Origin of the sequence: Bacillus sp. 7884-1, assembly GCF_002272245.1 — a bacterium.
Taxonomy (GTDB): domain Bacteria; phylum Bacillota; class Bacilli; order Bacillales; family Cytobacillaceae; genus Neobacillus.
On sequence record NZ_NPDD01000110.1, the window covers coordinates 21547 to 31021 of the forward strand.

At 39.2% G+C, this 9475-nt stretch carries 6 protein-coding genes; all 6 read left to right on the plus strand.

All coding sequences use genetic code 11. The annotated features are described in order from the left end of the window. Window positions 1–118 precede the first annotated feature (118 nt). A complete protein-coding gene (gene abc-f, locus CHI06_RS13740) occupies window positions 119–2026 on the plus strand; it encodes a ribosomal protection-like ABC-F family protein (protein ID WP_095249126.1) in 1908 nt (635 codons plus the stop codon). A 109-nt stretch (window positions 2027–2135) separates the two neighbouring features. Continuing rightward, entirely contained in the window at window positions 2136–3602 is a 1467-nt protein-coding gene (locus CHI06_RS13745) for a protein adenylyltransferase SelO (protein ID WP_095249127.1), read from the plus strand. Window positions 3603–3769: 167 nt separating this feature from the next. After that, window positions 3770–4996: an efflux RND transporter periplasmic adaptor subunit gene (locus CHI06_RS13750; RefSeq protein ID WP_095249128.1), complete on the plus strand. Its 1227-nt coding sequence runs from the start codon at window positions 3770–3772 to the stop codon at window positions 4994–4996. Beyond that, complete coding sequence (locus CHI06_RS13755; RefSeq protein WP_095249129.1) at window positions 4980–5660, plus strand: ABC transporter ATP-binding protein; 681 nt, start codon at window positions 4980–4982, stop codon at window positions 5658–5660. Before CHI06_RS13750 ends, CHI06_RS13755 begins: the two co-directional genes overlap by 17 nt. Next, a complete protein-coding gene (locus CHI06_RS13760) occupies window positions 5657–6862 on the plus strand; it encodes an ABC transporter permease (RefSeq protein WP_095249130.1) in 1206 nt (401 codons plus the stop codon). Before CHI06_RS13755 ends, CHI06_RS13760 begins: the two co-directional genes overlap by 4 nt. A gap of 137 nt (window positions 6863–6999) precedes the next feature. Continuing rightward, complete coding sequence (locus CHI06_RS13765) at window positions 7000–9375, plus strand: polyprenyl synthetase family protein (protein WP_095249131.1); 2376 nt, start codon at window positions 7000–7002, stop codon at window positions 9373–9375. Window positions 9376–9475: the final 100 nt, after the last annotated feature.

Genomic DNA, 9475 nt, shown 5'->3' on the forward strand with positions numbered 1-9475 from the left:
GTAAGAAGAATTATCTTCTTATGGTCTTTTTATTTTAAAAATAAATAGGTAAATGAGGTGCTTCTTTGCCTTGTCCATAAAATGCATAACTTGATTATGGATGAAAGAAGGAGATTTTATGTTAGAACTGAAATTACATGGCGTTAAGAAATTTATGGAAGCCACCCTTGTGGTTAAAAATATAACGTTTGAGGCTTATGAAGGAGAGAAGGTTGGAATCGTAGGGGCCAACGGCAGCGGCAAGAGCACAATTCTTAAACTAATCGCTGGAATTGAGCAGATGCATTATTATCCAGGTTACCCGCAAACCTCAAGCTATGGGTATGATGAAGGTCTGATTAACTTGCCAAGAGGAGCTACCAAGGCATACTTGGAGCAATCTCCTGTATATCCTCAAGGATTAAAAGTTATCGATGTTTTACACTTGGCCTTTGAGGAAATTGACATCATAGAAAATCAAATGCATCAATTAGAAGAACAAATGAAAACCCTGGAAGATACTGCCCTAGAAAAAGCCCTTAATAAATATAGTGATCTGGTCCAGCTATTTGAAGTAAAGGGCGGATACGAACGTGAAGAAAAAGTAAGTAAGGTCTGTACTGGTCTTAATTTTGCTGAAAGTTTTTTAAACAAAGATTTTGATTTATTAAGTGGCGGAGAAAAAACGACAGTAGTGCTTGGAAAGCTGTTGATCCATAATCAGGATATCTTGCTGCTGGATGAGCCGACCAATCATTTGGATATGGAAGCCATTGAATGGCTGGAGGGCTATCTTAGAAACTATAAAGGAATTGTCATTATCGTCTCCCATGATCGATATTTTCTCGACAATGTAGCAACTAAAATTGTAGAAATCGAAGATATGGAGTCAATTTCCTATAAAGGGAATTACTCATCTTTTGTAAGTCAAAAAGAAGAAAATATGCGCATTCAATATGAGCATTTTAGAGAGCAGCAGAAGAAAATAAATAACATGGAAAAGACTGTTACAAGCTTGAGAGACTGGGCGATGAGGGCTGATAATAATAAGTTCTTTAGAAGAGCAGCCAGCATACAAAAAAAGCTCGATAAAATGGAGCGAATTGATAAGCCTGTTTTTGAAAGACGAAATATAAGACTTGATTTCAAAGAAGGGCAGCGGTCTGGAAATGAAACCATTAAAGCCATTGGACTCTCAAAAAGGTATCAAGATAAGCTGATTTTTAAGGACTCAGACTTAATGATTCATTATGGTGAGAGAGTGGGGATGGTAGGTCCTAATGGCAGCGGAAAAACCACCTTCTTAAAAATGCTATTAGGTGAAGAACAGCCAGACAAAGGTGTGGTAGAACTTGGTGCGAATGTAATGGCTGCTTACTTACCGCAGAAAATTACCTTTAACGATGAAGAACTCACGGTGTTGGGAGCCTTTAGAGAAGATATTTCTATCCTAGAAGGTAAAGCAAGGGAATATCTATCCAAATTCATGTTTTATAAAAAAAGTCCATTCAAAAAAGTAAAGCATTTGTCTGGTGGAGAAAGAATCAGGCTAAAGCTAGCAATGCTTTTATATCAAGACATAAATTTATTAATCCTCGATGAGCCGACCAATCATCTTGATATTGATTCCATCGAAACCCTAGAGGAAGCGCTCGAAGATTTTAAAGGAACGATATTCTTTATTTCTCATGACAGATATTTTATTAATAAAATCGCTGAAAGAGTAATTGCTTTGGAGGACCATGATTTTAAAAGCTATCCAGGAAATTACGATTATTATAAAAGTCAGCAGCCTAAAGAAGAACCAATCGTAAATCGTGAAAAAGGTAAGAAACAAAAAAATAAATCCGGAGGTATAGTTCAAGAGGAAGTTAAGGCAAATGCACTGGCAAGGATTGAAAGTCTAGAAAAGGAAATTAAAGCGATTGATTTATCTATGTCTGAAGACCAAATGGATTATGAGGAGCTTAATAAGCTTTATCGTAGAAAAAACCTCTTAAATAAAGAACTTGATTCAGCTATGGAATGGTGGATAAACATAAGTTAATTTATACAAGGACTCTTTGGGTATAATAAAGTAGCATAAAATAGAAAAAGATAGTCGACAGAAAAGTTAAGACTCAAATATTTTAATGCTCGAAGAAAAGGGGGATTTGATGACAAAGTATGTAAGTGAAACAGGATGGAACTTTGATAATAGTTATGCTCGTTTGCCGAAGGTATTTTTCAACAGCCAAAACCCAACACCAGCAGCTTCACCTAAGATTGCTATTTTCAACAAATCGTTGGCGACGACTCTAGGTTTAGACGTAAAGAACTTGCAAAGTGAAGAAGGGGCAGCGGTGTTTGCTGGGAACAAAATACCTGATGGTGCTTCCCCTCTTGCACAAGCATATGCGGGACACCAATTTGGGCATTTTACAATGTTAGGCGACGGTCGAGCGGTGCTACTTGGAGAACAGATAACACCCACAGGTGAGCGATTTGATATCCAGCTTAAGGGTTCAGGAAGAACGCCATACTCCCGCGGCGGCGATGGCCGGGCAGCACTGGGACCGATGCTGCGTGAATATATTATCTCCGAAGCGATGCATGGTTTAGGCATTCCTACCACACGCAGTTTAGCAGTGGTAACATCCGGCGAAGAAATAGCCCGTGAATCTTATTTACCTGGTGCTATTCTGACCCGAGTAGGTGCTAGTCATCTGCGTGTTGGTACCTTTCAGTATGCTGCAAGATGGGGCAACGAGGATGAACTTCGGGAGCTGGCTGACTATGCAATAAAACGCCATTATCCTAAAATTGAAGGTGTTGAGAACCAATATCTCTCGTTTCTTCAGGAAGTGATTAAACGTCAAGCAATGCTGATTGCGAAATGGCAGTTGGTTGGCTTTATTCACGGGGTAATGAATACCGATAACATGACGATTAGTGGAGAAACCATTGACTATGGACCTTGTGCCTTTATGGATACCTATGATCCGGCTACTGTGTTCAGCTCCATTGACAGAGAAGGCCGCTATGCTTATGGGAATCAACCGAATATTGGCGTCTGGAATTTAGCAAGGTTAGCTGAAGCTCTTTTACCGCTCCTGCATGAGGATCAGGAAGAGGCTGTTACACTCGCACAAGATAAGCTCTCCGACTTTACAGGATTATTTGAATCGAATTGGCTCGAGGGAATGAGAGCCAAATTAGGATTATTTAATGAGGAGGAACAAGATAAGCCCCTTATTAAAGACCTGCTAGAAATGATGCAGAAGCACCGTGCTGACTATACGAACACATTTAGAGCTTTAACTTTGGATAAACCAGAGGAAACCATTCTGCAGGGAACAACAGAATTCACACAGTGGCTAGAACGGTGGCAGGCAAGACGAGGCAGGCAGCAGGAATCAAAGGACTCTTCCACTCAATTAATGAGGAACAGTAATCCTGCGGTAATACCTCGGAACCACCGTGTAGAAGAGGCACTGGAAACAGCGAATAATGGAGATTATAGTGTGATGGAGAGGCTTCTTGGGGTCCTATCCAATCCATATGCGTACTCTCCAGATCAAATAGATTACACTATTCTGCCAGCGCCATCACCTCGTCCATATCGAACCTTCTGCGGAACTTGAGAAAGCAAAATTTCAAAGCAAAAGCCTTTCAGCTGAAGGGCTTTTTTTCTTTCTATGGAATCTATCGATTATAAAAAGAGAAACAATCCGTTAAAAACTATTGAAAATATTTCCAGTACCTTTATAGTAGATAATAGATAAATAATAGATTCTACGGGGGTATATAGGTGAAGAAAAAGGTATGGATTTGGATATCAGTCATTGTAGGAATACTTGTCATTGCAAGCACGGGTACATATTTATATGCAAAAACAGGTACAGAAACAGTAGGCGCGGATGAAGGTGTCATGAGTATAAGCGTACAAAAGGTTAGTGAACAAGAATTGGTAGAATCGATTCTGGTTACGGGTAAAATTGTTCCAGAAAGTGAGCAAAAGGTCTTTATAGAACCTGAAAAAGGGGAAATTAGTGAATTTAAAGTAACAGAGAACCAAGCTGTCAAAGCTGGTGATCCACTAGTAGTCTATGATTCTTCAAAAATAGATAGTGAACTTAAAAGAGCTGTCCGTGAGAAAGAATTGCTGCAAAGTAGAGGGAAAACAGAGCAAAATCAAATTGCAGATCTCAATAAGCGAATTGCAGAAGCTAAAAAGAAGGTAGAAACACAAGGTGCAGAAACAGTAGAGGGCGCTGAAGGGCTAGTTTCACAAGAAGATGTAAACCAGCTTTCGAATGAAAAAATCCAACAAGAGATGCAATATGAAAGTACAAAGTCAGAAATTACATCAGCTGAAGACCGAATAAAAGAATTAAATGCACAGAAAAGTGAAATGACGATTGTTAGTAAAATGGATGGGATTATCGTAAAGGTTAATCAAAATGTAGCAAATACAGAAGCAGGAGCAGCAGAACCTGTCGTCCACATTATTTCAAGTCAACCCTATAAAGTAATTGGGTCGATGAGTGAATTCGATACAGTCAAGATTAAGGAAGGACAACCTGTTATAATTCGGCCGAAGGTTTTTAAAGATCGTGAATGGAAGGGTGCAGTTGAATCTGTTTCACAATTCCCAAATGCTGAAGGCGGCGGTGGAGAAGGATTCGAAGGCGGCGGCGGAGCTGGTAATGTAACCATGTATCCTTTTAAGGTTACGATTACGGATGATACTACCGAGTTACGTCAAGGATTCCATGTTTCTTTAGAAATAAAGGCAGGTGATTCCACTAAAAAAGTGGCTATCCCACATCCGGCTCTTATCGATGAAGCAGGAATTAAGATTGTCTATATTTTAAAAGATGGGATGTTAGAAAGACGTGAGGTTCAAACGGGAGTAATGAACGATACCTTCATTGAAGTTACATCTGGAATTACGCCGGGAGAACTTGTGGTCCTTACACCAACGGAAGAAATGCATGATGGAATGGAAGTGACCGCATATGATGAAGTTGAGTGATATAACAAAAGTATACGGTAAGGGTTCATTAGAAGTCCCGGTGCTTCATGGAATTGATTTAACGATAGAAGATGGGGAGTTTGTCGCGATTATGGGTCCATCTGGATCTGGTAAATCTACACTGATGAATATCATTGGCTTTTTAGATTATCCTTCATCAGGTACATATGAATTAAATGGGGAACAAATCGCCTCTGCAAAAGAGAGTATGCTGGCTAAGCTAAGAAATGAACATGTCGGTTTTGTTTTTCAACAATTCTTTATGTTTCCAAGAGACAACGCCATTAAAAATGTCGCCTCCCCACTTGTATATGCTGGTGTTTCTAGGCGGGAAAGAACAGCAAGGGCAAAAAATCTGCTAGAAAAAGTAGGGTTAGGTGACCGGATGAAGCATTTACCTAACCAGTTGTCTGGAGGTCAGAAGCAGCGTGTTGCCATCGCTAGGGCACTCGTTAATAATCCTACTATTCTCTTAGCCGATGAACCGACGGGTGCGCTTGATTCGAATACGAGTGAACAAATAATGAAGCTATTTACACAGCTCAATGAAGAAGGAAAAACGGTTATCATTGTTACCCATGAGGAAGAAATAGCAGCATATGCTAAAAGAATTATTACGATAAAAGATGGGCTGATAACCGAAGACCGGAGGGTGTCTTCATGAATATATGGGATAGTTTTAAAATCGCCCTTTCTTCTATTTGGAACCATAAAATAAGATCTATTCTAACGATGCTCGGCATTATCATTGGTGTAGCTGCTGTTATTATTATTGTTGCAATTGGTCAAGGTACGAAGAAGCAGATGACAGATGAATTGTTTAGTACGGATAAGAATGCGATTGATATTTATTATGAATATATCCCGCCTGAAGGGGAAACTGAAATGTTTTGGGAGGAACCTGAATTAACCTCAGAAGATATCGAGACACTTGCGGAAGTTCCTGGTGTTAAGGCTGTGGTTGCAACAAATCAGGGCTGGGGAATGATGACACATGATGATGAACAGGGTGAAATGCAAATTACCGGTGTCGGTGCGGAATTTTTCTCTGCTAGGGATATTCAGGTAGTAGAAGGACGAGCTTTGTACGCTGCGGATAATGATGGTTTGAATCGAGTGGTGTTGATTGATACGATAGCAAGAGAAAAATTCTTTAAGGAATCCGACAACCCAATCGGGGCGATTATTGACCTCAATGATAATCCATACAAAGTCGTAGGGGTGTATGAATCACCACTTCCTGAGCAATTTCGTAATCCGGATACAGGTGAGATGCTCATGCCGCGTACTGTCATCTCGATGATGTTCGGTAACCGAGAAATTGAGCAATTATCGGTGATTGCTAGTGATGCTGAAAACATTTCTGAAACAGGCAGGCTGGCAGCCGAAACGTTAACAACAGAAAAAGGTCTTGAAAACGGCCAGTATTCGACAAATGACTTTGAAGATTATGAAAGAGAATTAAATACAATGATTTCTTTACTAACACTGCTAATAGGGAGTATCGCAGGTATTTCACTCTTAGTAGGCGGGATTGGTGTCATGAATATAATGCTAGTATCTGTAACAGAAAGAACGAGAGAAATTGGACTTCGGAAAGCGATTGGTGCGACAAGAAGAAAAATCCTCTTACAATTTCTAATCGAGTCCATCACGTTAACTTCATTAGGAGGATTGATTGGAATTGGTCTAGCAGCAGTAGGCAGTATCCTCGTTTCCGAGTTTTCGCCCATTACGGCTTCGGTTAGTCCGTTAATTGTTCTGATAGGTGTTAGTTTTTCAGCCTTAATTGGTATTATCTTTGGATTGCTTCCCGCAAACAAAGCCTCAAAGCTTAGTCCAATTGAGGCATTAAGATACGAGTAACAGAATATAATTTTCCCTCAGATGAAAGTTCTGAGGGATTTTTTCATTTAATTTTCAGTTTAATAGTTATAAAGCCAATGCTTACGTGTATTATTAATATACATACAAAAGTGAACGTGAAGTTGAGGTAATGTTTAATGTTTAAGACGTTATTAATAAATGAGGATACATGCTATGCAATGGCTGAGCAAAAGGCACAGGAGTATTTTCAATCACTTTATCAGCAAGTTAAGCAAAAAAACTATATTCCTACTCTAACTAGAGATATACAATCCTGGAAGCACAACCATATTCATCATCATTCATTATTCTCTTTTTTTTCTCGTGGTAAAAGTAAAGCAGATCCCCGTGATTATCATAATTATATTAAATATCTAGATTACACTGGCAAACTAGACAATTACCTGGATAGGAGCATATCTTATATTTTTATGCGTGATTTGGGTAAAGCGCTGGATTCAAAAGAGACACAGGCTAGAATTAAGAGTGTTGTTAACAGTTTAAAAAACAATCTTACCCAGCCAAAGGAAAATCGTGAAAATAAGAATGAGATTTTCTCTATGGCTTGGTTGTACAGGTGGGCCCAGCAGGAATCTATTGAATCTGCAATTATCTGGATGATAAATAAACTTAGAGTTGTATCCAACCACCTTCCAGTGGGGATGGACGCTAATCATGCCCAGCGTAAGCTTATTAAAATTATAGCTGGAGTCGTGATGCATGAGATTGAAGAGATGGGCGATAAAATTCCCTCTGAAGAACGGGCGCGCAGACTAGATAGAGCCATTAGGATAGGCTATGCCTATGGTTTGACCTATCCCTTTATTGATGACCTTCTCGATTCAAAAGTCTTATCCGAGAAAGAGAAAAAACAATACTCTAACTTGATTCGAACCACCCTTACCACTGGAGCAGTACCGAAATTGGGCGGTGAGTGGGAAGATAAGAACATAGCTTTGATTACGTTCATTCATTCGGAGCTTCGAGAGGGATTTGAATATATTAAGGCACAACAGCAGCCAGAAACTATAAAATCATTCTTTGAACAATCATATGTATTTTTTCATTCGCAGGAAGTGGACCGTGAAAAGGATTTGTCGAATGGAAGTTATACGAATGAAGAGCTTTATATTCCGGTTATTCTCAAATCCTCTTCATCACGATTGATCGTTCGCTCCGTTATTAATGCTGCTGAAGATGAGGGATTCGACAATCGAACCTTCTTTTATGGCATTTACAACCAGCTGGCAGATGACTTTGCTGATATGTTTGATGATTTGCAGAATGGTGCCGTAACACCCTATACCTATTATCTGAAATATCACGACAAAAGGGATGATCTTATTAATCCTTTTGAATTATATTGGAGTGTCATTTCCAATTTAATTCATAGTGTCTATCACTCGGATAAAAAGGCATGTGAAGTCATTTTAGATCGTGCGATAAACGGGTTAAAGAGATATAAAGAACGAATGGGCGTAAAAAAATACAATGAAGTGATGGAACTTTTTTCTTCAGGAAATCCAAATTTCAATACCATCATTCAAAAGATGGCAGCTAAAGCAGACAACGTTGATTTCTTCGATAAACTCCTGCGTGACCATATGATAACCAACCTGAAAAATGAACGAAAAGAGCAAGAAGAATTCTCAGATTTAATCGAAAATGTACGTAACCAGATCAATCATCTTTTACCAATTCCTAAAGAGGATACATTGAATGGTCCAATCGTTGAGGCGGCCAACTATAGCCTAGAGGGTGATGGAAAGCGATTAAGGCCTATCATTACTTGGATTATGGGGATTGAGGAATATGGATTAGATCAGTCGGCAATTGTACCACTTATAAAATCATTAGAATACATGCATACTGCTTCACTGATTTTTGATGATCTGCCTTCACAGGATAATGCAGCCATTCGCAGGGGACGGCCAACGCTGCATATGGTGTACGATAGTGCTATTGCAGAATTAACAGGTCTCTATCTAACGCAGAAGGCAATAGAGGAACAAGCATCACTCGAACAGTTCAATTCGAAGACCGTGCTAAGCTTGGTTAAATATTCTTCTAGATTGACTGAAGAAATGTGTAAAGGGCAGGCAATGGATTTGAAATCCAAAGGGAAAGTGTTAACCTTAGAAGACTTAAATACTATGTGCTTCTATAAAACTGGACTTGGTTTCGAAGCGTCCCTAATCATGCCTGCCATTCTTGCGGAAGCTAAACCATCCGAGATTGATGCTTTAAAAAAGTTCGCTTATCATGTCGGCATTGCCTTTCAAATAAAGGATGACTTGCTGGATGTGGAGGGTGATTTGGACAAACTGGGAAAACCCGTTGGAAAAGACGAGGAGAACAATAATTCGACCTTTGTATCAATCTTAGATATTGATGGTGCCAAAAAAGCGATGTGGGAACACTATTGTGATGCCCTAGAAACGTTGCAAGAGATTCCACGCAACACCGCTTTTCTAAAGCATTTACTAAATTATATAGTTCACCGTGATCATTAAACGTAAAAAAAGGTCCAAAAGCAAGGTAATAACCTAACAGTTGTTGCCTTTTTTTTATTAAAAAAGCTGTGTTAAAGCAAAGAAAAAATTTTGGCACCTG

Bases quoted from the DNA above. Each gene is read 5' to 3' on its own strand.
- abc-f (WP_095249126.1), top strand. From the start codon at position 119: ATGTTAGAACTGAAATTACATGGCGTTAAGAAATTTATGGAAGCCACC.
- CHI06_RS13755 (WP_095249129.1), top strand. From the start codon at position 4,980: ATGATGAAGTTGAGTGATATAACAAAAGTATACGGTAAGGGTTCATTA.
- CHI06_RS13765 (WP_095249131.1), top strand. From the start codon at position 7,000: ATGTTTAAGACGTTATTAATAAATGAGGATACATGCTATGCAATGGCT.
- CHI06_RS13760 (WP_095249130.1), top strand. From the start codon at position 5,657: ATGAATATATGGGATAGTTTTAAAATCGCCCTTTCTTCTATTTGGAAC.
- CHI06_RS13745 (WP_095249127.1), top strand. From the start codon at position 2,136: ATGACAAAGTATGTAAGTGAAACAGGATGGAACTTTGATAATAGTTAT.